We start from the raw sequence: 25,562 nt of genomic DNA, 5'->3' as shown, positions 1-25,562 counted from the left end.
TATTCCTTGGAGGGTGTTTTGATTAAGTCAGCGCTATTGGTTCTCGAAGACGGAACCCAATTTCACGGTCGGGCCATCGGGGCAGAGGGTACGGCAGTGGGGGAAGTGGTCTTCAATACGTCGATGACCGGTTATCAAGAAATCCTCACTGATCCTTCCTACTCCCGCCAGATCGTCACTCTTACTTATCCCCATATCGGCAATGTCGGCACTAATGCCTCTGATGAAGAATCCTCCGCAGTACACGCCCAAGGTCTGGTTATTCGCGACCTACCATTAATTGCCAGCAACTACCGTAATGAAGAAGGCTTAGCCGAGTATCTCAAGCGTCACAACATTGTTGCGATTGCGGATATCGATACTCGTAAGCTGACTCGGTTGCTGCGTGAAAAAGGTGCGCAGAACGGCTGTATTATTGTGGGTGACTTGTCTGATGCCGCTTTAGCATTGGAAAAAGCAAAAGCATTCCCTGGCCTGAAAGGGATGGATTTAGCGAAAGAAGTGACCACGAAAGATAGCTACGAGTGGCTACAAGGCAGTTGGACGCTGGAGAATGATTTGCCTGCGGCGAAGCAGCCAGAAGATTTACCCTTCCACGTTGTGGCTTACGACTATGGTGTGAAGCGCAATATCCTGCGCATGTTGGTAGACCGCGGTTGCCGCCTGACGGTGGTTCCGGCACAAACCCCTGCTGAAGAGGTTCTGAAGCTGAATCCGGATGGTATTTTCTTATCTAATGGGCCAGGGGATCCTGAACCATGTGATTATGCTATCACAGCCATTAAGCGCTTCCTTGAAACGGATATCCCCGTATTTGGTATCTGCCTAGGTCATCAATTACTGGCTCTGGCCAGTGGCGCAAAAACGGTAAAAATGAAGTTTGGTCACCACGGTGGTAACCACCCAGTTAAAGATTTAGATGCCGATTGCGTCATGATCACTGCGCAGAACCACGGTTTCGCCGTAGATGAAACCACATTACCCGCTAACCTGCGCACTACGCACGTTTCATTATTCGATGGTTCGCTGCAAGGCATTCATCGCACCGATAAAGCAGCGTTCAGCTTCCAAGGTCACCCCGAAGCCAGCCCAGGGCCGCATGATGCTGCTCCGTTGTTTGATCACTTTATCGAGCTGATTGAAGCTTATCGTGCTGCTAGCCACACCCATAAATAATCAGGAGCGATTACCATGCCAAAACGTACAGATATAAAAAGCATCCTGATTCTGGGCGCAGGCCCTATCGTTATCGGCCAAGCTTGTGAATTTGACTACTCGGGTGCTCAGGCTTGTAAAGCGCTGCGCGAAGAGGGTTACCGCGTCATTCTGGTGAACTCAAACCCTGCGACCATCATGACTGACCCTGAAATGGCCGATGCAACCTATATCGAGCCGATCCACTGGGAAGTGGTACGTAAAATCATCGAAAAAGAGCGCCCAGATGCCGTTTTACCGACTATGGGTGGCCAAACAGCACTGAACTGCGCGTTGGAACTGGAACGCCAAGGTGTTCTCGCTGAGTTTGGTGTCACCATGATTGGTGCCACCGCCGATGCGATTGATAAAGCAGAAGACCGTCGCCGCTTTGATATTGCGATGAAAAAAATTGGTCTGGATACGGCGCGTTCTGGCATTGCACATAATATGGAAGAAGCGCTGGCCGTTGCGGCTGATGTGGGCTTCCCTTGTATTATCCGGCCTTCCTTTACTATGGGTGGCACCGGTGGCGGTATTGCCTATAACCGCGAAGAGTTTGAAGAGATTTGCGAGCGCGGTCTGGATTTGTCACCAACGAAAGAATTGTTGATTGATGAGTCACTGATTGGTTGGAAAGAGTATGAGATGGAAGTGGTTCGCGATAAGAACGACAACTGCATCATCGTGTGTTCAATCGAAAACTTCGATGCAATGGGTATCCATACCGGTGACTCCATTACTGTCGCGCCAGCTCAAACACTGACTGATAAAGAATACCAAATCATGCGTAATGCCTCGATGGCAGTACTGCGTGAAATCGGCGTAGAAACCGGTGGTTCTAATGTCCAGTTCTCGGTTAACCCGAAGAACGGCCGTTTGATTGTCATTGAAATGAACCCGCGTGTATCCCGCTCTTCAGCGTTGGCGTCTAAAGCGACGGGCTTCCCGATTGCTAAAATTGCCGCCAAGCTGGCGGTAGGTTATACGCTCGATGAGTTGATGAATGACATCACCGGTGGTCGCACACCAGCGTCTTTCGAGCCCTCTATTGACTACGTTGTGACCAAAATCCCACGCTTTAACTTCGAAAAATTTGCCGGTGCGAATGACCGCCTAACCACACAGATGAAATCTGTCGGTGAAGTGATGGCAATCGGTCGTACGATGCAAGAATCACTGCAAAAAGCGTTACGTGGTCTGGAAGTTGGCGCGACGGGTTTTGATCCGAAAGTTAGCTTGGATGATCCTGAAGCCTTGACCAAGATTCGTCGTGAATTGAAGGAAGCCGGTTCTGACCGTATCTGGTTCATCGCTGATGCTTTCCGTGCCGGCATGTCGGTTGATGGCATTTTTAATCTGACGAACGTGGATCGCTGGTTCTTGGTACAGATTGAAGAACTGGTTCGCCTAGAAGAAAGTGTAGCGGAGTGCGGTATCAATGGTCTGAATGCTGAGTTTATGCGCCAGTTGAAACGCAAAGGTTTCGCTGATGCTCGTTTAGCCAAATTGGTGGGTGCGGCAGAAAGTGAAGTGCGCAAACTGCGTTACAAGCACGGCCTGCATCCAGTTTACAAACGCGTCGATACCTGCGCCGCAGAGTTCTCAACTGACACGGCTTACATGTACTCAACCTACGAGGAAGAGTGCGAATCCAACCCAACCAGTGATCGTCCGAAGGTGATGGTACTGGGTGGTGGACCAAACCGTATCGGTCAAGGGATAGAGTTCGACTATTGCTGCGTACACGCTTCATTGGCGCTGCGTGACGATGGTTACGAAACCATCATGGTGAACTGTAACCCAGAAACGGTTTCGACCGACTATGACACTTCTGACCGCCTCTATTTTGAGTCAGTAACGCTAGAAGACGTATTGGAAATTGTACGTATCGAGAAGCCACAAGGCGTTATCGTGCAGTACGGTGGCCAAACACCATTGAAATTAGCACGCGAACTTGAAGCGGCTGGTGTACCTGTTATTGGTACCAGCCCTGATGCTATCGACCGTGCTGAAGACCGTGAACGTTTCCAGCAGGCAGTCAATCGTTTGGGACTTAAACAGCCAGCGAACGCCACTGTTGCCACGATTGAACAAGCGGTAGAGAAGGCGACTGGTTTGGGCTACCCGTTGGTGGTTCGTCCATCCTATGTCTTGGGTGGCCGCGCAATGGAAATCGTGTATGACGAAGTTGATTTGCGTCGTTACTTCCAAAACGCGGTCAGTGTATCGAATGATGCACCCGTGCTGCTGGATCGCTTCCTTGATGATGCTGTTGAGGTCGATGTCGATGCCATTTGTGACGGTGAGCGCGTGCTTATTGGCGGGATCATGGAGCATATTGAACAAGCGGGGGTTCACTCCGGTGACTCTGCTTGTTCACTGCCAGCCTACACGCTGAGCAAAGAAATCCAAGATGTGATGCGCCAGCAAGTCGAAAAGTTGGCCTTTGAGCTATGCGTGCGTGGCTTAATGAACGTGCAGTTTGCGGTGAAGAATAACGAGGTTTACCTGATTGAAGTAAACCCTCGTGCTGCCCGTACTGTGCCGTTTGTCTCAAAAGCGACCGGTATGCCACTGGCAAAAATTGCTGCACGCGTGATGGTCGGTCAATCACTGGCTGAGCAAGGTATCACCGAAGAAATCATTCCACCTTATTACTCAGTCAAAGAAGTGGTCTTGCCGTTCAATAAATTCCCTGGCGTTGACCCGATTTTAGGGCCAGAAATGCGCTCGACTGGTGAAGTCATGGGTGTTGGTCGTACCTTTGCTGAAGCATTCTCTAAAGCGATGTTGGGCAGTCAGTCTGGCATGAAAAAGAGTGGCCGAGCGTTATTATCAGTGCGTGAAGGTGATAAACATCGGGTGGTTGATTTGGCAGCAAAACTGCTGAAACAGGGCTTTGAACTGGATGCAACCCACGGTACCGCAGTGGTGCTGGGTGAAGCAGGGATAAATCCGCGCTTGGTCAATAAAGTGCATGAAGGTCGCCCACACATTCAGGACCGTATTAAGAATGGTGAGTACACTTACATTGTTAATACAACGGCGGGGCGTCAGGCGATTGAAGACTCCAAACTGATTCGCCGCAGTGCTTTGCAATATAAAGTGCATTACGACACGACCTTGAATGGCGGTTTTGCTACCGCGATGGCATTAAATGCAGATCCGACTGAACAGGTGATTTCAGTGCAAGAAATGCATGCCAAGATTAAGAATATGAAAGGTTAATGTGGATGTAACACCACAGTAGACAAGACAAGAGGCGATGGAGACATCGCCTTTTTTTATGCTTAGAGATGATAAAATCGCGTTCTTTAGTCTAATTAGCAGTATTTGTTATAAACAGAAGTATTTTTCATAAACAATAATATTGTTCATAAACAACATTGATCTTCACCAATGTTAGTGCTCGCCGTATTGTGGATATTAAGGATAACGGGTTAAAACACCGCTATCGCTAGCTTAGTGCGACTTTGATGCCTAAGCCGATCAATAGGCCACCCAGTAGTTTATCGACCACTTTTTGTGCTTTTGCTAAACCACGACGTACTGGTGCACTTTGAATTAGAATCACCAGCAGAGGCCACCAGATAACGGCCAATACCCAGATGATTGAGGCGTACCACAGTTTTTCACCCACGCCAGAGTTGATCTGTAAGATTTGAGTGAAAACGGCGAGGAAGAAAAGTGTCGCTTTGGGATTCAATAAGTTGCAAAGGTATCCCTGTAAGAAGGCGGCTTTCAGCGTGATGGGGGACTGTGTGGCGTTATCGATATTGAGTTTACTGTCTCCACGCGCCAGAAGAGCTTGAATACCAATCCAAATCAAATAGCAGGCGCCAGCATATTTCAGCAGATTAAATAGCCAAGGGGTGGTGGTGATAACCACTGCCAGACCGGCCACGCAGTAAGACATGTGTGTCGCGACACCCAAAACGACGCCAAGCGCGGTCATCATGGCGGCAGGGCGGCGGTAGCGAGCAGCATTTTTGATGACCAAAAAAAAGTCAGGCCCAGGGGAGAGCATCCCCAAGGTAGCAAGAGTCGCGACGAATAAAGAAGTTTCAAGCATAAGAATTACCGAGTAAGAGTGATGCGTTCTGGCGATAATAACGCCACTAAGCCTTCGTTGCATTATTCTTATTGGTTATCTGTGGTAGTGATATTTTCAGCAGCAACGACACTGAGCATGGCCCTTATGCTCTATTGGCAGGTTCTTTTACTTTTCTGACGGATAGTGATGCACGAATATGAGCCTTGAAAATATAGTCAGTAATGATGTACCGCACCAGCAACAGCGTGAGATTACGAGGCTGTGCATCAAGTGTGCTTTGCTGCTGTTGCAGCATGGTGCCGAAAGTATGCTGGTTGAACAGTTATCTGCCCGCTTAGGTCTGGCGCTGGGGATGGACAGTGTCGAAAGCTCTATCTCTGCTAATGCAGTGGTTTTAACGACCATTAGCCAAGGCAATTGTCTGACCTCTACCCGTAAAAATACCGACCGCGGTATCAATATGCAGGTGGTCACGGAAGTCCAACATATCGTTATTTTGGTCGAACACCATTTGTTGGATGGGAAAGATGTAGAGAAGCGTTTTGAGAATATCAAACCGCTGCGTTACCCGCGCTGGTTGGTCGTCGTAATGGTTGCACTCTCTTGCGGCTGCTTCAGTAAACTCAACGGCGGCGGCTGGGATGCATTTACAATCAGTTTTATTGCCAGTGGGTTGGCGATGTTTGTGCGACAAAGTTTGACTGCTCGTCATATGAACCCGCTTATTAACTTTTGTATCACGGCGTTTGTCGCGACCTCGGCCTCTGGCTTACTGATGCGGTTACCTGCCTTTCATGAGGCTTCCAGCGTGGCGATGGCTGCCAGTGTGCTGTTACTGGTGCCGGGTTTTCCGCTGATTAATGCCGTCGCCGATATGTTTAAAGGGCATGTGAACACCGGATTGGCGCGATGGGCAATGGCAAGCTTATTAACACTGTCGACCTGTATTGGGGTGATATTTGCGATGGGGCTTTGGGGATTGCGGGGGTGGGCGTGAGTTTACTCTGGGCTTTACTACAAGATATGGTGCTGTCAGCAATACCGGCACTCGGTTTTGCGATGGTGTTTAATGTGCCCGGTCGTGCATTACGCTATTGCGCGTTACTCGGGGCGATGGGGCACGGTTCGCGCATGCTGATGGTTCACTTTGGCATGAATATCGAGCTGGCATCACTATTGGCCTCGATAATGATTGGGGTCATCGGAATTAACTGGTCACGTTGGTTGTTGGCACACCCTAAAGTATTTACCGTCGCTGCAGTCATCCCAATGTTTCCGGGGATCTCAGCGTATACCGCTATGATCTCAGTGGTGGAGATTTCTCATCTGGGCTACACCGAGGCATTAATGTCGACGATGGTGACTAATTTCCTAAAAGCGTCATTTATCGTGGGGGCGTTGTCGATTGGTTTATCTTTACCTGGATTATGGCTCTATCGCAAACGTCCTGGTGTATAAGGCTTTTTTTATTCTCTGTTTTAGTATCGCGCTAGGAGCTGTCTTATATGTGCAATTAGCCTGATCATCGCTATCGACGCTGGTTTAGGCTTTACGTATAGTGTGAGCAATTTTTCGGTACTGGCTCTCGTAGCCCACAGGGTTTAGCAATGATTATTAGCCTGATCGCTGCATTGGCAGCAGATCGCGTTATTGGTATGGAAAATGCCATGCCATGGCACTTACCGGCAGATTTAGCGTGGTTCAAACGTAACACGCTTAATAAGCCGGTCATTATGGGTCGTAAGACTTTCGAATCTATCGGCCGTCCTTTACCAGGGCGTTTGAATATTGTGATCAGTAGCCAGCCCGGTACTGATGACCGCGTTACTTGGGCCACCTCTATTGATCAAGCACTTTCTTTGGCTGGTGATGTGGAAGAAGTGATGGTGATGGGGGGCGGGCGTGTCTACAATCAATTTTTAGACCGTGCAAACCGGATGTACCTGACTCATATTGATGCTGAAGTCGGTGGTGATACCCATTTCCCTGACTATGAGCCAGATGAGTGGGAAAGTACCTTCAGTGAATTCCACGATGCAGATGAGGCCAACTCTCACAGTTATTGCTTCGAAATACTGGATCGTCGCTAAAGGCGCATATAGTTCATCGTTTGTATCTCGCTAAAAAGCCCATTAATGGGCTTTTTTTGTATACGTCTTTAGCCGATATCCAATACTACAAATAATTTAGTGGATCTTCAGAGGATGATGCTAATTCATCAGCCGGCGTTATTTCGGCTTCAACTTTGAATGAATGTTGAGTGAAATAGCGCTTATCTTCCCAGCGTAACAAGGTTAAATCGCCACCCCAGCAACAGCCTGTATCCAGCCCATAAATACCCTCAGGTACGCCTTTACCTTCCAATGATGCCCAATGACCAAAAATAATCGAATACTCAGGATCGACTCGTCTTGGCAAATCGAACCAAGGTTTGAGCGGAGCAGGGGCATTGTCTGGCGTATCTTTACAGATCATATCCAGTTGCCCATTCGGGAAGCAAAATCGCATACGGGTGAGCGCATTGGTACTAAAGCGCAAGCGTGCTAACCCCGTCAGCTCAGGTGACCAGTTGTTTGGCATATCACCGTACATGGCATCAAGAAACAAGGGATAACTGTCACTGCTTAATACCATTTCGACTTCACGGGCGCAGATCTTGGCGGTTTCGATATCCCATTGTGGCGTGATACCGGCATGAGCCATGATTAACTTGAGTTCATCATCAACCTGTAAAACCGGTTGGCGACGTAACCAATTGATCAATTCATCAGCGTCAGCCGCCTCTAATAGAGGTGTAATGCGATCTTTTGGCTTATTACGGCTGATACCCGCATAAACGGCCAACAGGTGTAGGTCATGGTTACCAAGAACCATGCGTACAGCGGATCCTAAAGAGCGCACATAACGTAATACATCTAATGAATCGGGGCCTCTGGCGACTAAGTCACCCGTGAGCCATAAGGTATCTTGCTGAGGATCAAAATTGACCTGCGCTAATAGCGCAAGCAATTCATCCAAACAGCCATGAACATCGCCAATAAGATAAGTAGACATATTTGAGTTGAGATCAGGATTAATGGATCAGCGCTGGGATCGCTAAGCGGAACACCGGAATTGCCGTACGGAAAGTCTGACCAAGATGATCAACCATTTCATAATGCCCTTCCATAGTACCCAGCGGAGTTTCTAAAACCGCGCCGCTGGTATATTGAAACTCATTACCTGGCAGGATCAAAGGCTGTTCACCAATGACCCCTTCGCCCTGAACTTCAGTCTGCCGGCCATTGCCATTGGTGATTAACCAATAGCGGCCAATCAGTTGCACATTTGAACGGCCCAAATTACGGATGGTGACGGTATAAGCAAAGACGAAACGTTCTTCATCAGGTATCGATTGAGTTTCCACATAGATACTTTGCACCTGTACACAAACGCGAGGCTGTTCAATCATAATGTGCTCCTGCCTATTCTTGCGGTGTCGATTGGGCTGAAAGCCAGTTCGCCAGCTTACAGTATTGCGCGACAGAAATATTCTCTGCCCGCATTATCGGGTCAATACCTAAATCAATTAACTGCTCTGGAGTGAACAGGTCACCTAAACTATTACGCACTGTTTTTCTACGCTGATTAAATGCCTGCGTAGTAATGCGACTCAGCATGCGTACATCACCCACTGGGTTTGGCATGTTCACATGTGGAACTAAGCGCACCACAGCCGAATCAACTTTCGGGGCAGGGGTAAATGCAGTTGGCGGTACTTCGAGTACCGGAATGACATTGCAATAGTATTGCGCCATGACGGTCAAACGACCATAAGCTTTGCTATTCGGCCCTGCTACCAAGCGGTTAACGACCTCTTTTTGTAACATGAAGTGCATGTCACGGATAGCATCAGTATAGCTGAAAAGATGGAACATCAGCGGGGTGGAGATGTTGTATGGCAAGTTACCAAACACCCGCAATGGTTGCCCCGCAAGTTCTGCCAACTCAGAAAAATTGACCTTCATCGCATCTTGCTGATGGATGGTAAGCTTATCTTTTAATTGAGGATGGCTGGCGAGCCGAGCGGCTAAGTCACGGTCCAACTCGATCACCGTCATACGATCCATACGTGCTGCAACCGGTTCGGTCAATGCGCCTAAACCGGGACCAATCTCGACGACCGCTTCACCGGGAACCGGATGGATCGCTGAGACAATACTATCGATGACAAACTGATCGTTTAAAAAGTTTTGTCCAAAGCGTTTGCGGGCAAAATGCCCTTGGTGGACTCTATTATTCATTGCTGTTATTTATCATTTTAATGGCTAAGTTTAATGCCGTAATGAAACTGCCAACATCGGCAGATCCGGTTGCGGCGAGTTCTAATGCGGTGCCGTGATCCACAGATGTGCGGATAAAAGGTAAACCGAGCGTGATATTCACTGCTCGACCAAACCCTTGATATTTCAGCACAGGTAATCCCTGATCATGGTACATCGCGAGAACAGCATCAGCATGTTGCAGATATTTGGGCTGAAATAAGGTATCTGCCGGCAGAGGGCCGATCAGATTTATCCCCTGCTGACGTAATTCATTCAGCGCAGGAATAATGGTATCAATCTCTTCATGGCCCATATGGCCACCTTCGCCTGCATGAGGATTAAGCCCGCACACATAAATCTGCGGCTGCTGAATACCAAATTTGGTTTTCAGGTCATGATCAAGAATGGTGATCACTTCATGCAAGCAATCGCGAGTGATAGCTTCTGGTACAGCCAGTATTGGCAGATGAGTCGTTGCCAGTGCAACACGCAGTTCTTCTGTTGCCAGCATCATCACAACACGTGGGCAATGGCTACGGTCAGCAAAAAACTCGGTATGCCCGATAAAGGGGATACCAGCATCATTGATAATGCTTTTTTGTACTGGGCCTGTCACAAGGGCAGCAAACTCACCGCTTATCGCGCCATCACACGCTTTGGCCAAGGTTTCCACCACATAGTGGCTGTTCTCGACATCAAGCTTACCGGGTATCACCTGCGCCGCTGTTTTTACTGGCAAAATAGTGAGCGTACCCGCTTGTTGGGCTAACGCGGGTTGGTTTGGCTGATAATCACGCAATTGCAAAGGCAGATTAAGTTGGCTAGCACGCGAAAGAAGCAAGGCCGGATCTGCGCACACCACTAACTCAACAGGCCAATCCTGTTGCGCTAGGGCGACGACTAAATCCGGCCCAACCCCGGCAGGCTCGCCGGGGGTAATAACGATACGATTATTGTGGTTGTGCATTACTACCATCAAGAATTTTTACGTAAGCAGCAGCACGCTGCTCTTGCATCCAAGTTTGAGCTTCTTCAGCAAACTTGCGGCTGAAAAGCATACGGTACGCACGATCTTTCTGCGCAGCATCAGTTTTGTCTACCTGACGGGTATCGACAACCTGAATTAAGTGCCAACCGAATGAGGAATGAACCGGTGCGCTGATTTCACCTTTTTGTAGCTTCATCAAAGCATCACGGAACGCAGGGTCATAAATATCAGGTGATGCCCAACCCAAGTCACCCCCTTGTACCGCAGAACCTGGGTCCTGAGAAATCTCTTTGGCGATATTGGCGAAAGTGGTTTTCCCACTTTTAATGTCAGCCGCAGCGGTCATTAACTTAGCGCGCGCTTGATCGTCCGTCATTACGGGCGATGGTTTCAGCAAGATGTGGCGGGCGTGAACTTCCGTGACAGAAACGGAATTATCCCCACCACGGATATCATTCACTTTCAGAATGTGGAAGCCTACGCCGGAACGGATAGGGCCAACAACTTCACCCTTATTTGCCGATTGCAGTCTTTCAGCAAACAGAGAAGGTAACTCCTGCAATTTCCCCCAACCCATCTGACCGCCTTTCAGCGCTTGAGAGTCAGCAGAGTTAGCGATAGCTAATTTACCGAAATCAGCGCCACTTTTAATGTCGGACACCAATTTGTTCGCTAACTCTTCAGCTTGATCAACTTGTTGCTGAGAAGGATTCTCTGGCAGCGGGATCAAAATATGGCTGAGATTCAGCTCGGCATCACCGCTGGTTTGATTACCAATTTGCTTAGCTAAAGATTCAACTTCCTGTGGCAGGATAGTTATCCGGCGGCGCACCTCGTTGTTACGTACTTCAGAGGTCAGCATCTCTTTGCGGATCTGCTCACGATAAGTATCATAATTCAGGCCATCGGCCGCTAAGCGACTACGCATCTGAGCTGGAGTCATACGGTTTTGCGCTGCAATATCCGCAATGGCTTTATCTAATTGCTCATCACTGATGGTGATGCCCATCTTCTTGCCCATCTGCAACAGGATATTATCCATAATTAGACGTTCAAGGATCTGATGGCGCAAGGTCGCATCGTCTGGCACTTGTTGCCCAGACTGCTGTGCATTCAGTTTCACTGACTGTAACAGGCCATCAACGTCACTTTGCAAAACGACACCGTTATCGACTACGGCGGCAACTTTATTGATTTCTTGTGGTGCTGCGAACGCGGTATTGGCACAGACAACCAATCCGAGAATAAGCGTTCTCCAGTTCTTCATACCTTTTCCATTTATGTAATCCGCTTTGGCGGGTTAAAATTCACTGTATTCAGTGTGTTACACAGTATCAGAATGCACTTTGATAAGGCAGAATACCTGAGCGCAGCATTTGTGCCGTCCCCAGGCTATGGTCACTACTCAGACCACGTAATTCGATATTGAAGCTAATTTTGTTATCGTATTTGCTGGTTTCATATTGTGAATTCCAACCAGTGATTTTACGCTCATAACCTAAGTTTATCGCCCAGCAACAAGTGTTGTATTGTACGCCAACAAGCTGGCTAGCAGGTTGATTAGCTTTGGTATCGTAGTAATAAGCGCCTACCAATGCCCAGCGATCAGCGATTGGCCAACTCGCGGTCGTACCAATCTGAGAGATGCCCTGCTGATAGCCGGGGCTTTTCACGTTAGAAACTGCGGCTTGAATATATTCTGGACTCGCATAACGATAATTCAATTGAATCATACGCTCTGCGTCCTTTCTATACTCCAACACTCCGTTACCTAAAGTTAAATTTCCTAAACGCGTATCATACTGCGCACCACCTTTCAGACCCAACTGATCAGTGATTCGCCAGAAGGTATCGCCAGCCCAAACAAGGCTACCGGTATCATCACTACCATCAATGGTTTCGCTGTTACCGGTACGCGAACGGCTGAAGTAATAGATTTGACCCACAGAAGCATTAAAACGTTCAACCAGCGTGTCATCATATATGCGTGTGGTTAAACCGGTAGAGACTTGATTCGCAGATGCGATACGGTCCAGACCACTGTAGGTACGATCACGGAACAGGCCGGAATAGTCAGACTGCATCAGAGTGGTGTCATAAATGTAGATATCATCCTGATTCCGGTAAGGAACGTAGAGATATTGTACGCGTGGTTCTAAGGTTTGGGTGAAGCCTTCACTCCAGTCCATTGGCCGGTCAAATACCACTTTGCCATCGACTTTAAATTGTGGCATGACTCGATTCACTGAGTCTTTAAGTTCGGGTGCTGTTTCACCTCGATTAGCACTAGAGTAATAGCGGGCAAAGCCAGTCGGGATATCCTGCTGGTAGTGGGTGGCTAATAACTTAGCTTCAGTATTTAAGCTCCCCCAACCGTTAGATAATGGTAGGTTAACCGATGGCTCGACATGGAATCTGCTAGCTTCCGGATTATTCGGGTTAACACTCGTAAATTTGGCGGCTTGACCATAAACATGTAGGTCAAACGGACCAATATCATTTTTGTAGTAGTTCATGTCTAACTGCGGCTGGGCGCGGTAGGCATTACTATTACCGGCGGCAGTAAACACTTGGAACTGCTTGGAGGCCAAAGTGGCATTCCAGTTCTGATCGGCATATCCAGCGCTGAATATCTGCGTTGCATAACCGTCAGTGGTGGAGCCATATTGCGACGTTAAGTCGGTGAAGTAGTTTGGATCACTCACTCGGGTAAAGTTGACGTTGAAACGCCAGACTTTATCCATCACTCCAGAATGGCCCCAGTAGTATAACCAACGGGTCGGGTTTTGCTCCTGGCCATTTTGCCCGTGATATAAACGGTCACTTGGCAGCCAATCCAACGCCATGGTGCCAGAACCGGGAGCCAGTAAGTAGCGGAACTCATTCTGCCATTGCAACCCGCGCCGCTCCATATAATGTGGCGTAATGGTGGCATCAAAGTTTGGGGCAATATTCCAGTAATACGGCAGCATAAATTCGAGGCCGTTATTACTGGTGTATTTAGCATTAGGGATCAGGAAGCCTGAACGACGTTTATCGCCGACGGGTAATTGCATGTACGGGCTGTAGAACACCGGTACTTTGCCAATTTTAAAGCGAGCGTTCCAGATTTCGGCCACTTGTTCTTCGCGGTCATGTATGACCTCTGAGCCCACGACGCTCCAGCTATTATCCCCTGGTAAACAGGAAGTAAAAGTCCCGTTTTCTAGGATGGTGTAGCGGTTCTGCCCACGTAATTTCATCAAATCTGCATCGCCACGTCCCTGACGCCCGACCATCTGATATTTCCCTTTATCCATATCAGTGTCTTTGGTGTTTAGGTTTGACCAGCCTTTGGGGCCTTTTAGCTTGATTTGCGGATCGTCATAATTAACGTTGCCAGTAGCTGTAACATTACGCACCGGGATAGCTTCACCGGGTTTTTGTACTTGTGTCAGCTCAACCTCATCAGCCCTTAACGTGCTGTTACCTTGCTGGACAATAACATTGCCCGTGAACAGCGCACTATCGGGGTAATTGGCTTCGGTTTTATCTGCATTAATGTGAACCGGTAGCTGATTCGGATCGCCTGTGACCAGTGGTTGGTCATAGGTAGGTACACCGAGCATACATTGCTCAGCAAGGTCAGCCAGTGTTTGTTGGCTATATAGCGCCGTCCATATCAATGTGGCCAGCAGTGTGGGGAATCTTTTTTTCATACGCTGTTTAGGTGTTCCGTCATCTGGGGGCATCATGCCGGCAAACGGTTTGAGACTATATTACTCATCACCGTTGCGCTAGTGTTAAATCCGGTCGTTTACACGTCTCGCCGTTAGGCGCTGAGCTGAATGCCGAGTATGATAATGCAAATTTTGACTGACGGCATGATGAATTGAGGAGTATATGCAGTATTGGGGAAAACTGCTCGGTCTGGTATTGGGCTTAATGTCAGGTACTGGTTTCTGGGGTGTGGTACTGGGGTTGCTTGTCGGCCATATGGTAGACAGGGTGCGAAGCACGAAGCGCCGCGGCTATTTTGCCGATCAACAAACACGACAAATCATTTTTTTCCGCGCCACTTTTCAGGTTATGGGGCATTTGACCAAGGCCAAAGGGCGGGTGACGGAGGTTGATATTCAGCTTGCCAGCCAATTGATGGATCGGATGCAATTGCATGGTGAGGCCCGAACTGCAGCGCAGCAAGCGTTTCGTGAGGGCAAAGAGAGCGGTTTCCCGTTACGTGAAAGATTGCAGGAATTACGTAGCGTTTGTTTTGGCCGCTTTGATTTAATTAGGATGTTTCTGGAAATTCAGTTACAGGCCGCATTTGCCGATGGATCATTGCATCCTAATGAGCGGCAAGTGTTGTACGTCATCGCTGAAGAGCTGGGGATCTCGCGTGGTCAATTTGACCAGTTTCTGAGCATGATTGAAGGCGGTCGTCAGTTTGGCGGCCACGGTGGGCAGCACGGGGGATACTCTCGAGGGGGTTACCAGCAAGCCTCTAATGGTCCGACGATGGAAGATGCCTGCAAAGTACTCGGCGTTAACAGTTCGGATGACAGCGTGGTCATCAAGCGTGCTTACCGTAAGTTAATGGGGGAGCATCATCCTGATAAGTTGGTGGCAAAAGGCTTACCGCCAGAAATGATGGAGATGGCGAAACAAAAAGCCCAAGAGATCCAAGCTGCGTATGATTTGATTAAGCGCGAGAAAGGATTTAAGTAAGCTAGGTTAGCTACATTAAAAAAATGCCTGCGATCAGGCATTTTTTACTTTTATCTAATTATGGTCGCCAGAACGATAATCGTTAAGATAGTTGAGGTGCTGCTATTATTGTTGTGGCGAGGGCCGTTAAGATTTTCCCTGTACTATGCCCCACTATATTTATCATTTCTGCCTGATTGATATTGAATGCTGCCATCGCATCAGACAACGACTGAAGTGGTGCTGAATGAGCCAAACAAACATCATTTTCTGTGGCTAGGGTTGAGGGGTGATATTCGTGATGGGATTCGTGAATGTTATCGAAACTGACTTGAGAGTCATTAATTCCTTCTGCCTTTTTTTGTTGCGGAACGTAAGCGCCAAGCTTGGTATAAAATCTTTTTGAATCGGAGGCACCAAACGGAATATCTCGCCGATATATCTCATTATTATCAATGGCAATCTTGATGAGAGGCTGATCTTTATGCATCACCATCTCAAGTTCGAAATGATAATATTGGTCTAATTCAATTTTCTCTATTACAACATTTTCATTTTGATAACGAGGGCTTTCAGCATCAGCAGGAACAAGGTGTTGATTGACGGTATTAATGGTTGAGACGAGCGTACCATCTTGTTTGATATGTAACGAAAAGGAAGGGCGATCACCACCTAATGTTTTCATACTGCCGCCCAGTTCCCTGACCTGAAATAGAATCAGATCTTTAGGCAGAGAAGTTGCTTTGAAATCAAAGGAATATTTTGACTGAGCGGCTATTTTAATCGGCTTAAAGCTGGAAACCTCCGAACGATAGTTGCCTATTTCTTTAGGCAAGTAAAATGTGATTTCACTATCTTCTCCAGGTGTTCCATTTTTAGGAACGATGGAAATATATTTTGATTCAATTGCTTGCCTAGTGGCTTCAGATCTTTCCGTCGGTGTTGTCGTTTTTGTAGAATGCCAGTTTTGTTCGTGGGTATTGATACTGACCGAATACCCTGATAATGCCGCGACATTATTTTCACTAAATCGGTGTATATGGCTTCTTATTTTTTCGCCTTGATGAGTAATGTTTTTATCCGTGTTTAAAGCACAATTCGCGGTGATAGACATCATAATATTCCTTCATTTCAGTGGTGATTGATGGACTATTATTGTCTGGCAAACTATTTTGTTGTTGTTTTACATTCTTAATTATATTCCACTCTAATATTTAATCACTTAATTAAAAGAGTGAAACACAATTCAAATACGACTTATTCTACGAATAAATATTAAAACTCAGCTTCACACTTAAAATGCATAGCTGTCCCAAACTCTGGGTGAGTAATACATAATTCCTGTGCATGGAGTTGTAACCTCGGTGCCATTGCTTTGGCTTCTGGATGAGCATAGAAACCATCACCAAGGATCGGGTGCCCCATCGCCAGCATATGAACGCGTAATTGATGCGAGCGGCCTGTAATGGGAGATAACTTCACTCGAGTACTGCCATCTGCATCACGTGAAAGGACCCGATATTCTGTCTGTGCTGATTTACCGGTTTCATAACAGACTTTCTGTTTTGGCCTATTGGGCCAGTCACAGATTAAAGGCAAATCTATCAAGCCCTCATCTTGGGCTAAATGGCCCCATACGCGCGCGATATACGTTTTTTTCGGCTCACGTTCACGAAATTGCCGCTTAAGTTCGCGCTCAGCAGCCTTGGTCAACGCCACGATAATCACACCACTGGTGGCCATATCCAACCGATGAACAGATTCTGCGTTAGGAAAATCGGCTTGAATACGTGTCATCACACTGTCTTTATTCTCGGGTGCGCGACCCGGAACAGAAAGCAACCCGCTGGGCTTGTTGACCACCATGATGTGTTCATCTTGATACAACACGATCAAATTCATCTATTTCTACCCGCTACTGGTGAGGCTTTCCAACGCCATTGAAAAATTGGAGGCCATAATAGCAAAAAATGGGCATTTTATTCTCGACGCAGAAAAGAAAACTGGGCAAGAAGCGGCTGTCAGTCATATCGCTTGCAACAATATGATGGAAACAGCAGATTCATGCCCAGCGTCGTATTACCGCGTTTCTTCTTGGCTCAAACGCTTCCTATCAGAACAGCACGGAATAGTTCACCGCAAAGGTACGGCCACGACCTTTATAGGTATAGAGGTCAGGTGCGCCGTAGGTTGGGCTATACAGAATCGGTGCACGTTGGCCCCAAACCGTGGTGTAGTCTTTATCCAGCAGGTTTTCGATGCTAAAAGTGACTTTCCCCACTGGCAAGGTGTAACTGCTCATGGCATCGATGGTGTTGTAACCGTTGATCTTACGGCCCTTACTGTCAGAGACATCGAAAGTTTGTTGGGTCTGCACGCGTAGCTCCCAGTCACCCGGTGCCCAGCCAACATAGGCGGTGGCTTTGGATGGGCTGGCGGTGTCGACCGTCAATTTCTGCCATTTACCATCTGTTTGAGTTTCAGATTTGATCAGGTTAAAGGTACCGCCGGTACTCCACTCGCTATCTTCGAATACGTAATCAGCAGCACCTTCAACCCCGTAGATACGGCGCTTATCCGGCAACACATTGATGGTCATATCGGTTTTGTTGATTGAAATAGTTTGGTCAGAAACTGAGTAATAACCTGCGATTTGAGTGCGTAAGTTATCACCGGTATAGCGCCAACCCAGTTCATAAGCATTAACCTTGATGCCTTCCAGCTTGGAGTCATTAACGTTGACACTGTTTTGTAACCGGTAGTGGCCATTGACCAACGTATAGCTACCTGAACCGTAATATTTCGCTAAATCAGGGATCTCAAATCCTTGTGAGAAATTGACCCAAGTCTGTTGGCTTTCTGTCAGATGGGCCAGTAAACCGGCATTAAACAGGAAGTTGTTGTAATCGGTTTTCCCGCCGGGAACCGCATCTGCCGAGGTCGCAGTGCCTTGTGCAATGGCTTGTTGCTGCGCATAGGCCACGAAATCATCAACTTTGTTCTCGGTATATTGATAACGGACCCCACCGCTCAGGGTGAAGATCGGGTTGATGTCATAGCTCGATTGCAGGAATGGTGCCACATTCGTGGTGGTGTAACTTGGATAACGGCCCACGTTGTAGGCATTGATTAACGTCATGCCGCCAGATTGTTGGGCTTGCGCCAAATTAAAGAACTGTTGATTGGCATTGAAACTTTCATGTTCCAAATCGACACCGTATGTCAGCGTCAAACTGTCGATAGGTTTGCTGTTGAGTGTCAGTTTAGTACCATAAAAATCAGTTTTCTGCTGGGATGCACCAATGCTGGTTACTGCGGTACCGGCTTTGTTCAGCGTTGGGAAGGGGTAAAAGGTCAGAGACTCATCGCGATAGAATACCTGAGCCACTAAATCTTGCCCCCAGAGATCCGTGTTGGAGTACTGCAGATTGATAAGGTGGCGTTCTGTACCCGGAATGCGATCTGAATTCAGACTTGAGCTGTTTGACGCCGTTCCTGTCCCCGTGACTGCCGAGAAATTTTGCCCCAAATACAACCCATGTTTACCGTCGGATTCACTGTTGAAGTATTGGGCGGTCAATTGTAGCTGCTGGTGGTCATCAATATTGTACGTGCCACTGCCCATCACGTCTAAACGGTTAGAGAACTGCAAACCAGTCTGGGTGTTATCGATTAAGACTTCGTTGCCTTTACCATCATACCAACCGCCATAGCGCTGGTAAGACACCGAAAACCGCCCGAAGGCTTGTTCTGTGCCACCACTCACCGCTGCGGCGATATTCTCATCATGGTCATTACTACTATTGAACCCTGTTTTTCCCCCAATCTGTAGCTCAACCTGTTTTTCAGGCTGGCCCTTTTTGGTCACGATATTGATCAGGCCGCCGGTACTACCACCACCGTAAAGCGAGGTAGCACCTGAGATAACCTCAATATGCCCAATATTGAACGGATCAATCGAATCGAGCTGGCGGCTATCACTGCGTGAGGAGTTTAGGCGAACGCCATCTACCATCACCATCATTGAACGGCCACGCATATTCATCCCGTAGTTCGTTCGACCCTGACTGCTGACATCCATGCCTGGAATCAACTGCGCAAGGATATCTTTAAGCTCTTTACCGGCCTGAACCTGCTGTTCGAGTTCATTGCCTTCAATCACCCAGGTTGTTTGCGCCATTTCAGTTACACTGCGGTGTGTACGGCTGGCGGAAACCACCATTTGATCTTCTGCCCAAGCGGCGGGGGTGAGCATAGTGAGCAGACACGAATTTATTACCCAGAGGTGCTTCATTATAATTTCCTGTATTCCTATATCGTTATATTGATGTGGTAGTAAAACGCAAAGTTGGCCTAAACCGAGTGTTCCTATCCTCCCCTGTTGAGTGGGAAGCTAGCAGCTCTGCGGCTTCAAATTTGATGTCAGGGTGCTTTCAGCGCGGGTTGTTGCCCCCGTTTGCTGACTACGCCACTGAATCAACGCCGGAGTTGGTGCTAAATCAAACTGCTCACGCCCTAAAGCACGATTGAGGATCCGAGCGGATCGCCAAGCCATCAGGCTGAGTTGGGGTTCGGCGATACCGTGGCTGTGCATACCCATGTTGACGGCAAACAGGCAGTTTTCCCGTGGGCCTCGCCAATCGAGAGTAAAGTCGGGGGCAATACGGTATTGATAATTGGTCGTCATGGTCAGGCGTTTAGCCATCGGCTCGAGAAACGCGGGGCGATCCTGCTGATAACCCGTCGCAAAGATAACGACATCGGTATCGAAGGTCTCTTGGCCCTGATCAAGATGATGCTGGGTGACTAACTGATAGCCGCTGCCTTGCGGATGCATCGCGGTGAGTGATCTGCTGGGTAACAAGCATGCCCAAGGCTGTTCACGTAACACTTCAAATTGATGATACATCGCTCGGTAAATAGCCAGTAGTGACTCACTGGTAATGCCGTCAGATGTCATTTTTTGCTCAGCCAGCATGTGTTGTTTAGCGCTGTCGTTCAGTCCATAGAAACTCTCAACGTATTCCGGCGTAAAATATTCATTAGCAAAAGCGGCTTCATCCAGCGCGTTGTAGTTATTACGGCGTGAAATCCAGTTCAGCTGTTTCGGTTGGCCCCATTCGCCACGGAAAATGTTCAGGAACAAGTCCGCGCCACTCTGGCCTCCACCAATGATAGTGACACGCTTGCCCGCCAGATCTGGCTTGCGCAATGCCATTTCACTGGCGTGGAAGCAGCGGTCATTTTGTTCTGTCACGCAGGCCGGCAACTTAATCCGTTTGCCGATCCCCAAGCAAACATGGCGCGCATGGTAGACTTTTCGTGGTGTGGTGACGACAAAACGGCCCTTTGTATCGTCAAAATCCACACTCTGAATATCCTGACTGAACGCCAATGAATTCAAGTCATTGGCGGCCCAACTGAGATAGTCAGCAAACTCCTCGCGTGACACTGTGCGGTGTTCGGTGGTTAAGAATCGGTAGAATTTTTTACGCTGCACCAAATAGTTAAGGAAACTGTACTGGTTAGTCGGCGAGACTGCGCTGACTAAATCCTTCAGAAAGCTGGTCTGCATATGACAGTCCGGCACCATCATGCCGGGGTGCCAAGAAAAGTGCGGTTTACGCTCAAAGAATTTGCAGTTAAAACCGGGTACTTCACTGCCAAGTGCAGCAATGCTGAGGTTAAATGGACCGATGCCAATGCCGATGAAATCCAGCGTCTGATTCATTGGGCGAGTTCCTTGGTGACCAAAAAGAGAGGGTTGTCCAGATCTTGCAAGTAGTTCGGTAACATGCGGTTGCCGCCGTCTTGCTCTGAATAGGTGAGTTTCACTGGGTTGAGAACCACACGAATAATGCGGGGTTTGAATAAATTGAATAATGTGAAACGGTCTGCCATGTCTGGATGTTGTGCCATATACCGCGTCAACACCTGTGCCAGCAGTTGATAAAACCGATGTTCACTGACACCGAAAGCCTGCATCAGGGGTGAGATAAATCTCAACACAGTCACAAAATGCCCCGTCTGTAGGTCATGAATGAGATAGTCAGCAGGTAAGCGAGCAGTCACATCTTTGACTATTTTCGGCAGGGAGGCTGCTTGCGCAAACTCTTCATCCACCAGACGCATATCACCTTGGAAATCCTTCAATAAGATGCGTTGCGGAACATTGTCTTTCATCACCAGGGTGATGTTTTGGCCGTGGGCAATCAGTGCGACACCATAGCGGCACATCAGGTGGTACATCGGCACCACCACGACGTGGAACATCTGTGTTAGCCAAGCCTCAGCATCTAGCCCTGATTTTGCAATATAGGCCGCGATCAATGGATGGCCCTGATTATCGGTTTCCATCAGCGTCGCCATTAAAATGGCTTGTTCACCCGTTTGTAAGTAGCAGGACGGATTCTCACGCCAGATAACACCAAGCATTTCCTGATAGCGATACGGCGCTTTACCCAGCGTGGCATAAGTTTGATGCGCCATATAACCGGCTGCTGGCTCGCCGAGAATTTCGGCACCACTTTCACGCAGCGTACTGTCCTGCGCAAAAATCTGCTGCAACCAACGCGAAGCTGCTGGACCGGCACTGATGTACTTCCCAGGGATACCTCGATAGCAGGAGGTGTTGTAGATGGTGAGAGGGAGCTTGATATCATAGGGCACGCGGCGGCTGACATTCGTTAGCGTGCGCAATGATTGCTGCGCCAAATAGTGATCACCAAACTCACCCAGTTCGACCAGATCCCCGTCTGCCAACTGCGGCAGGAAGTGCAGGGCAACTTTTTGCTGCCATTGCCAAGGATGCAGCGGCACGGGAACCCAATCATCATTCAACTGTAATTCGTGCCAGCGGGACTCAAAGCGGCGACGTTCAGCACTGGACATAGCACTGTTGAGCAGCGTATCCAGCGCGAGATTGTCATCTGCACACCACACAAAACTGCCACGTTTCGCTGCCAGCCAGTGCAGGCGAAATTGGCCCTGATATTCAGGGGCATATTGTTGCAGGGCGGTTAACCCCCACCCACGGCGGCCTTTGTTGAAGATAAATTTCGGGTGGCCGGATAGCAGACATTGCAGCGCATCAGCATCAAGGGCTATCAGATCCTCTGCACTCATACCGTGACGAGCAGAGAGCAGCTGCATGTCGCCGCGCAGTGTGGCGTATAAGTCCTCCAAATGCTCTGCAATTTGAGCGTCATTCATCGCCAGAACCTGAGCGAGTTGGCGAAGCAAATGGTCAGCAGCCAGTGGGGCACCTTCGCAATGTAACGAGGACGGCTCTATGTGCAGCCAGCCCCAAATACCGCGATGAGCGTTAAAGGTGTAAACCGCTTCCGGTAAGGCGATGCGCCATGCTTCTCCTTGAGGCTCAGCACAGAGTGTGCGCTCGTACTCAAGCTCGGCCAGGATCTTGGCGACCATCTGGCGGTTCACTCGCGCCCAGTCGGTATAATTGTTGCTGATCATAGCGCCCCCTCTCGGAAGAAATCTGCGCGCTGATTGACGACCAGACGCGAGCGCTTATGCGGGAAATCAAACTCTTTCATCGTGTGGTAACCCGCAGCAGGCAGGTGACGGAACAAGCGCTGGTTATCTGCGCGCGGCTCAGCAACCACGCGGGCAGTACGAGGTTCATCCAGATACAAGTAATGCGTTAGGCCGCGTAACCAACTGCGAATGTATTGCGCTCCACGCCAGCACTCTTCGCCCACTAACATATGCAGCCCACGATCAAAAGGCTGCCAACGGTAATGCCGGCCAATTCTGTCTTCCGCTGCCCAATAAACTTCAAAATAACCAAAGGGTTGATCGTCAAAACAGCCCAGTAATGGGTAGCAATAGCTCGAGTCTAACTGACGCTGTAAATAAGCCGCCTGTACTTCAAGCGGGCCGCTCATCTCCCAAAAAGCATCTACGCGCGGTGAATTCATCCAGCGGGTAAACTGCTCGGCGTCACGGTCTATCTCGGGTAAGCGGAAGCTCAACGTGCGCTTAATTTGCGGGTCAAAGCGGCGATAGACTTCTCCGTTAGGGCGGCTAGGTCGCTGCGGGAACCAGATATCACGTTCCGTGTCGTAGAGCATTTGAGGTGAAGAGGACATTTGACTGGAAGCTTGATTGCGATCAGCCCCCAGCCACAGTGGTAACTGATAAAACTGCTCACGGGCCAGATAGTCGCCGCTGGCTAACGCAAAGAGTGCCAGTGCTTGTGGCTCTTCACGCCACTGAGCGTAGGGTAAGGCTATTCCGGTCAATGACGGGGCGGCGACGAATAATTGGTCGAGGGCTTGTACCAACCAACCATCAGGCAACGTTCCTGGCAGCTGTAATACCGCGCTACCATCGAGCCCGAAACCAAGGATGAGATTTTTTTGCAGATATTCGCAGCGAAAACCGCCATTAGCGTGCATTAATTTAGCGCAAGGTTTCATTGGACAGCCTCTTCGCACTGTTGAGACGCGACATCGCGGTGAGCGGTGAAATGAAATGGATTGGCGAAATCAAAGTAGATCACGGCCGGATCAACGATCGTGTTTTCATTGTGGTCATGCAGATAACAGAAGAAGTTGCCTTTGCAATTCCAGTGCGAACTGTCGAGAACGTAATCCAGACACAGCGTATTTTTAGCGTTTAGGCGCAGACCGTGAAGTGCCACGCGTACCCGTGCCATCAGGTTTTCTTCGCTATCGAGATTGGCCGCCGCCAGTGCTGCCGTCACCGCGAGACTTGAATTGACTAGCAAGTAATACGGGAAATAACGCAGTAGCTGTTGCTCGCTGAAACGGTTTTCGGCATCGGCCTCGCCAATTTCTTCCAGCCATGGCGCTGCATCACGGGTAAACCCGCTGCCTTGGCAGTCGCGATACAGCATGCCTACAGGCAAATCTTGCTGCATTTCCACCAGAATATTTTGTTGATGCGCGAGCAGCACCAGCCCGTAGTCAGCTTCAGTACTGAATAATGGCAGCAAGACATGTTGGCAATAGGCATCTAGCCAGCAATGGGCTGCTTGCTGTAAGGGAAGGTTCAAGCGCGCGGCCAAACGGCGAACTGCGCAAACCAACAGGCTGTCGCCGCCATCAGGCGCGGCCTGCGTCAACGTCACTAAGACATTGGTTTGATTATCCGGTTGGCTGAACAGCAGATTATCGCGCAGTACCATTAAGCTCTCTTCCTGAATCACCCCCTCTGGTGAACGTAACCCCGCCCAGCCATCTTCCTGCATCACACGGAAGGTCGGGTAACGTGCTTGTAGCGATTGCCACCGTGAGGTCTGCGCGAGCCGTGCCAGACGAATACCGCGCTTGGCTTCTTTCACTGAAAGGGTCCGCACTGAATTGGTGAGGCGTACACTAAGTGAAAACTTAATCATGTCGCGGTTCGATGGGCTATAGAGCGAACGGGAGGAACTGGTGGGCAACCAACGTTCACCTGCTTCGCCCAAATCTTGTAATCGACCTTGTTGCACTAATTGTTGGCACCAATCCTGCGTCAGCAAATGACTGGCTTGCCAAGGATGCATCGGTAACAGCCATACATCATCGGTAAAGTGCGGCAGAAATTGGGGCGCGCTTTCACTCGCAAACCGTTGTAGCCGCTGTTGCAGTGTCAGATTAAGGCTCTCACCACACACATAGCGTTTATCCACGGCAAACCAGCGTAGAGGGAAGCGGGCAGCGTAGTCGGGCAGGTAGCGACGAGCTTGCTTTTCATCGAAGGGTTCATGGGATTTTGGTGCTGGGTGGAAGGCATGGCCGACCAGTAACCCTTGTTCCGCTTCGGCGAAGTTGAGCGGTTTATCACGCAGTGAGGGCCAATCAAGGCGCAAATTGATGGCTGTTTGAGTGTTGTCATGACTTTCCAGCACCCGTTGACGAAAACGCGCAATAACCTCTTGCGAGAGTTCCCCTTTTACCGCGGGTTTCTCCAGCAATAAGGTCACAAGCTGTTCCACGCTAATTGGCGCACTGACACCGCCATCTTGCTGATGCAGATAAGCAGGGAATAGATAGTGATGGTGTTGCGTTGGAGAAATATGCCGCAAAGCAATGTGGATTGCTTGTGAAGAGGAAATGGGGATATGAATCTGCGGATACTGTTGGTTTTTTGCTGCTGGAACGATTTGCCAATCCCTTGTTTCACGTATCAGGGCGTTGAGGAAACATTGCGCAGCCACATTGGTTGTCGCGGCTTCTAACTGGATAGTCATGATCCCGAATCTTCTTTAGCACAAATGAGAACGATTCTTATATCAATAGCTATTAACATTTTCAATGATTATCGTGATACAATTTGTCAATCAAATACCACAAAATAACCAATG

At 48.8% G+C, this 25,562-nt stretch carries 20 protein-coding genes; 6 read left to right on the top strand and 14 right to left on the bottom strand.

The features are described 5' to 3' along the window. Window positions 1-18: 18 nt before the first annotated feature. Together carA and carB are read left to right on the top strand one after the other, a co-directional pair. Window positions 19-1,176: a glutamine-hydrolyzing carbamoyl-phosphate synthase small subunit gene (carA, locus tag DA391_RS18930; RefSeq protein ID WP_050080181.1), complete on the top strand. Its 1,158-nt coding sequence runs from the start codon at window positions 19-21 to the stop codon at window positions 1,174-1,176. Window positions 1,177-1,191: 15 nt separating this feature from the next. Then, window positions 1,192-4,425 carry a carbamoyl-phosphate synthase large subunit gene (gene carB, locus DA391_RS18925; RefSeq protein ID WP_050080183.1) on the top strand — a complete coding sequence of 1,078 codons (3,234 nt, stop codon included), beginning with the start codon at window positions 1,192-1,194 and terminating at the stop codon, window positions 4,423-4,425. Between the two features lie 229 nt (window positions 4,426-4,654). Here carB and DA391_RS18920 read toward each other — a convergent pair whose 3' ends face one another. Next, window positions 4,655-5,269, bottom strand: a complete 615-nt coding sequence (locus DA391_RS18920; protein ID WP_050080185.1) for a LysE family transporter — start codon at window positions 5,267-5,269, stop codon at window positions 4,655-4,657. A 178-nt stretch (window positions 5,270-5,447) separates the two neighbouring features. Between DA391_RS18920 and DA391_RS18915 the strand changes: the two genes are divergently transcribed. The 3 genes from DA391_RS18915 (at window position 5,448) to folA (ending at window position 7,341) form a co-directional block, all read left to right on the top strand. Next, on the top strand, window positions 5,448-6,248 hold the full coding sequence (locus tag DA391_RS18915) for a threonine/serine ThrE exporter family protein (RefSeq protein WP_050080186.1): 801 nt from the start codon (window positions 5,448-5,450) through the stop codon (window positions 6,246-6,248). Beyond that, the gene (locus tag DA391_RS18910; protein WP_167398184.1) at window positions 6,245-6,709 is read left to right on the top strand and encodes a threonine/serine exporter; all 465 of its coding nucleotides are present in this window, start codon (window positions 6,245-6,247) and stop codon (window positions 6,707-6,709) included. The genes DA391_RS18915 and DA391_RS18910 overlap by 4 nt, the downstream gene beginning before the upstream one ends. Window positions 6,710-6,858: 149 nt before the next feature. After that, on the top strand, window positions 6,859-7,341 hold the full coding sequence (gene folA, locus DA391_RS18905; protein WP_019211125.1) for a type 3 dihydrofolate reductase: 483 nt from the start codon (window positions 6,859-6,861) through the stop codon (window positions 7,339-7,341). Window positions 7,342-7,426: 85 nt separating this feature from the next. On the opposite strand, the gene apaH is transcribed toward folA, so the two are convergent. From apaH to lptD, 6 genes are all read right to left on the bottom strand, one after another. Further along, window positions 7,427-8,305 carry a bis(5'-nucleosyl)-tetraphosphatase (symmetrical) ApaH gene (gene apaH, locus DA391_RS18900; RefSeq protein ID WP_050080188.1) on the bottom strand — a complete coding sequence of 293 codons (879 nt, stop codon included), beginning with the start codon at window positions 8,303-8,305 and terminating at the stop codon, window positions 7,427-7,429. Window positions 8,306-8,324: 19 nt separating this feature from the next. Next, the gene (gene apaG / locus DA391_RS18895) at window positions 8,325-8,702 is read right to left on the bottom strand and encodes a Co2+/Mg2+ efflux protein ApaG (protein ID WP_019211123.1); all 378 of its coding nucleotides are present in this window, start codon (window positions 8,700-8,702) and stop codon (window positions 8,325-8,327) included. A 13-nt stretch (window positions 8,703-8,715) separates the two neighbouring features. After that, complete coding sequence (gene rsmA, locus DA391_RS18890) at window positions 8,716-9,534, bottom strand: 16S rRNA (adenine(1518)-N(6)/adenine(1519)-N(6))-dimethyltransferase RsmA (RefSeq protein WP_019211122.1); 819 nt, start codon at window positions 9,532-9,534, stop codon at window positions 8,716-8,718. Next, window positions 9,527-10,522 (bottom strand): 4-hydroxythreonine-4-phosphate dehydrogenase PdxA, encoded by a 996-nt coding sequence (gene pdxA / locus DA391_RS18885; RefSeq protein ID WP_050080191.1) that lies wholly within the window; start codon window positions 10,520-10,522, stop codon window positions 9,527-9,529. Before pdxA ends, rsmA begins: the two co-directional genes overlap by 8 nt. Next, the gene (gene surA, locus DA391_RS18880; RefSeq protein ID WP_050080192.1) at window positions 10,506-11,810 is read right to left on the bottom strand and encodes a peptidylprolyl isomerase SurA; all 1,305 of its coding nucleotides are present in this window, start codon (window positions 11,808-11,810) and stop codon (window positions 10,506-10,508) included. Before surA ends, pdxA begins: the two co-directional genes overlap by 17 nt. A 67-nt stretch (window positions 11,811-11,877) precedes the next feature. Next, on the bottom strand, window positions 11,878-14,241 hold the full coding sequence (gene lptD, locus DA391_RS18875) for an LPS assembly protein LptD (protein ID WP_050080421.1): 2,364 nt from the start codon (window positions 14,239-14,241) through the stop codon (window positions 11,878-11,880). A gap of 184 nt (window positions 14,242-14,425) precedes the next feature. Here lptD and djlA point away from each other — a divergent pair, with 184 nt between their 5' ends. After that, on the top strand, window positions 14,426-15,250 hold the full coding sequence (djlA, locus tag DA391_RS18870) for a co-chaperone DjlA (protein ID WP_050080193.1): 825 nt from the start codon (window positions 14,426-14,428) through the stop codon (window positions 15,248-15,250). 82 nt (window positions 15,251-15,332) lie between these two features. Here djlA and DA391_RS18865 read toward each other — a convergent pair whose 3' ends face one another. The 7 genes from DA391_RS18865 to DA391_RS18835 all read right to left on the bottom strand — a co-directional run bounded on the left by DA391_RS18865 (window position 15,333) and on the right by DA391_RS18835 (window position 25,448). Then, window positions 15,333-16,346, bottom strand: a complete 1,014-nt coding sequence (locus tag DA391_RS18865) for a polysaccharide lyase (RefSeq protein ID WP_240624755.1) — start codon at window positions 16,344-16,346, stop codon at window positions 15,333-15,335. A gap of 158 nt (window positions 16,347-16,504) precedes the next feature. Next, a complete protein-coding gene (gene rluA / locus DA391_RS18860) occupies window positions 16,505-17,125 on the bottom strand; it encodes a bifunctional tRNA pseudouridine(32) synthase/23S rRNA pseudouridine(746) synthase RluA (protein ID WP_050080422.1) in 621 nt (206 codons plus the stop codon). Window positions 17,126-17,342: 217 nt separating this feature from the next. Then, entirely contained in the window at window positions 17,343-19,523 is a 2,181-nt protein-coding gene (locus DA391_RS18855) for a TonB-dependent siderophore receptor (protein ID WP_050285840.1), read from the bottom strand. 99 nt (window positions 19,524-19,622) lie between these two features. After that, window positions 19,623-20,960: a lysine N(6)-hydroxylase/L-ornithine N(5)-oxygenase family protein gene (locus DA391_RS18850; protein WP_050878905.1), complete on the bottom strand. Its 1,338-nt coding sequence runs from the start codon at window positions 20,958-20,960 to the stop codon at window positions 19,623-19,625. After that, entirely contained in the window at window positions 20,957-22,705 is a 1,749-nt protein-coding gene (gene iucC, locus DA391_RS18845) for an IucA/IucC family protein (protein WP_108088068.1), read from the bottom strand. The genes DA391_RS18850 and iucC overlap by 4 nt, the downstream gene beginning before the upstream one ends. Then, on the bottom strand, window positions 22,702-23,670 hold the full coding sequence (locus DA391_RS18840) for a GNAT family N-acetyltransferase (RefSeq protein ID WP_050080200.1): 969 nt from the start codon (window positions 23,668-23,670) through the stop codon (window positions 22,702-22,704). The genes iucC and DA391_RS18840 overlap by 4 nt, the downstream gene beginning before the upstream one ends. Further along, the gene (locus DA391_RS18835; protein ID WP_050285843.1) at window positions 23,667-25,448 is read right to left on the bottom strand and encodes an IucA/IucC family protein; all 1,782 of its coding nucleotides are present in this window, start codon (window positions 25,446-25,448) and stop codon (window positions 23,667-23,669) included. Before DA391_RS18835 ends, DA391_RS18840 begins: the two co-directional genes overlap by 4 nt. Window positions 25,449-25,562 lie beyond the last annotated feature (114 nt).

The organism is Yersinia massiliensis, from assembly GCF_003048255.1.
Classification (GTDB): Bacteria; Pseudomonadota; Gammaproteobacteria; order Enterobacterales; family Enterobacteriaceae; genus Yersinia; species Yersinia massiliensis_A.
The sequence above is the reverse complement of the archived record's forward strand: the minus strand, read 5'-3'. Positions and strand labels throughout refer to the sequence as shown.

Excerpts from the sequence above, each read along its gene's own strand:
- carB (WP_050080183.1), top strand. The coding sequence starts at position 1,192 with ATGCCAAAACGTACAGATATAAAAAGCATCCTGATTCTGGGCGCAGGC.
- DA391_RS18920 (WP_050080185.1), bottom strand. The coding sequence starts at position 5,269 with ATGCTTGAAACTTCTTTATTCGTCGCGACTCTTGCTACCTTGGGGATG.
- DA391_RS18915 (WP_050080186.1), top strand. The coding sequence starts at position 5,448 with ATGAGCCTTGAAAATATAGTCAGTAATGATGTACCGCACCAGCAACAG.
- folA (WP_019211125.1), top strand. The coding sequence starts at position 6,859 with ATGATTATTAGCCTGATCGCTGCATTGGCAGCAGATCGCGTTATTGGT.
- apaH (WP_050080188.1), bottom strand. The coding sequence starts at position 8,305 with ATGTCTACTTATCTTATTGGCGATGTTCATGGCTGTTTGGATGAATTG.
- apaG (WP_019211123.1), bottom strand. The coding sequence starts at position 8,702 with ATGATTGAACAGCCTCGCGTTTGTGTACAGGTGCAAAGTATCTATGTG.
- rsmA (WP_019211122.1), bottom strand. The coding sequence starts at position 9,534 with ATGAATAATAGAGTCCACCAAGGGCATTTTGCCCGCAAACGCTTTGGA.
- pdxA (WP_050080191.1), bottom strand. The coding sequence starts at position 10,522 with ATGCACAACCACAATAATCGTATCGTTATTACCCCCGGCGAGCCTGCC.
- surA (WP_050080192.1), bottom strand. The coding sequence starts at position 11,810 with ATGAAGAACTGGAGAACGCTTATTCTCGGATTGGTTGTCTGTGCCAAT.
- lptD (WP_050080421.1), bottom strand. The coding sequence starts at position 14,241 with ATGAAAAAAAGATTCCCCACACTGCTGGCCACATTGATATGGACGGCG.
- djlA (WP_050080193.1), top strand. The coding sequence starts at position 14,426 with ATGCAGTATTGGGGAAAACTGCTCGGTCTGGTATTGGGCTTAATGTCA.
- DA391_RS18865 (WP_240624755.1), bottom strand. The coding sequence starts at position 16,346 with ATGATGTCTATCACCGCGAATTGTGCTTTAAACACGGATAAAAACATT.
- DA391_RS18855 (WP_050285840.1), bottom strand. The coding sequence starts at position 19,523 with ATGAAGCACCTCTGGGTAATAAATTCGTGTCTGCTCACTATGCTCACC.
- DA391_RS18850 (WP_050878905.1), bottom strand. The coding sequence starts at position 20,960 with ATGAATCAGACGCTGGATTTCATCGGCATTGGCATCGGTCCATTTAAC.
- iucC (WP_108088068.1), bottom strand. The coding sequence starts at position 22,705 with ATGATCAGCAACAATTATACCGACTGGGCGCGAGTGAACCGCCAGATG.
- DA391_RS18840 (WP_050080200.1), bottom strand. The coding sequence starts at position 23,670 with ATGAAACCTTGCGCTAAATTAATGCACGCTAATGGCGGTTTTCGCTGC.
- DA391_RS18835 (WP_050285843.1), bottom strand. The coding sequence starts at position 25,448 with ATGACTATCCAGTTAGAAGCCGCGACAACCAATGTGGCTGCGCAATGT.